General features: G+C 28.5%; 1 protein-coding gene. It reads right to left on the reverse strand.

Annotation, left to right across the window (positions count from 1 at the left end; genetic code table 11):
• Window positions 1–125: 125 nt before the first annotated feature.
• Window positions 126–917: a DUF2971 domain-containing protein gene (locus tag ES045_RS16225; RefSeq protein WP_147117317.1), complete on the reverse strand. Its 792-nt coding sequence runs from the start codon at window positions 915–917 to the stop codon at window positions 126–128.
• Between the last annotated feature and the right edge of the window lie 136 nt (window positions 918–1,053).

The following is a 1,053-nucleotide window of genomic DNA, read 5'->3' on the forward strand; positions in this document are numbered from 1 at the left end:
TTGTAATAAGCTTTTAAAACAGGCATTTGCAATCGCCAAATCTGGGTTAATATATGACGATACTTTCAGAAGTGTGTTGGTGAAAAATTAAGTGAATTTTACTTGTTTTTTACCACAGTACTTTGTTAGCAAACGTTTTTATGTTCCTTAATTTCAATATTTCCTATGTTCTTTTTGATAGAATCAATTATTTCTTTTCGGTCAGATTCATTCATATTCTTTCCGAGAATTATACAATTAAATGCTTCTTTTGGAAGTGAAATTTGTCTGTCAGACATATTTGCTGGATGTTCCCAAAATTTTTGAGTTCTGTATTCTTTTTCAAATTCCCACTTTTTTTCTTTAAAATAAACTTGTTTCCACCTCATTTCCTCTCGACTCATAATTGGGTCAGGTAACAAAATCGGCAATTCATTCGGATATTCAACTTTTCCACCACCACCAAGAAAATTAAAAAGTATTCTTGAATTATAGCCAACACAAAAACCAGAATGATTTTCAGCGTATTTTTCCCACATTGAATTCAAACAGTTTTCTGCTGTAAGACTTAAAATTCCTAATCTTTCAAAATAGCCTTTGAAATAAATTTTCTGGTAATTTTCATTCATTTCAGGATTCAAATAGTCTTTTTTATTTAGTAATTCTCTTACTCTTTTTCTTTTTTGTTGTCTGCTTAATTTTTCATCATAATTTGAAATTCGAGTGTAGACTACTTTTGCTTGTTCCGCTGTCATTAAATCATATCTAACAGGCGATTTACAATCAAGCTTATCTTCGAATTGATTTGGTGAAGCCATAAAAACTTCTCTTTCTGTAATAAATCTTTTATTGTATTCATTATTCCAGTCACGATATTTATATAGAATTTTTGGAAATTCAATATCGTCTAAATTCTTTAATGTGGTTTTTTGTTTCAAATGTTTGCTAACGAGTACCTATATGAAAAGTAGCGTTTTAAAGCTTTCTCATTTTTAGGTATTCTATTAGTTTTTAAAAATAAATAAATTTTTTAGATAAAAAGTGAAATAGCTATTTTTTATATGGGCTGTTGTG

The organism is Polaribacter sp. IC073, assembly GCF_007997075.1.
Taxonomy (GTDB): Bacteria; Bacteroidota; Bacteroidia; order Flavobacteriales; family Flavobacteriaceae; genus Polaribacter.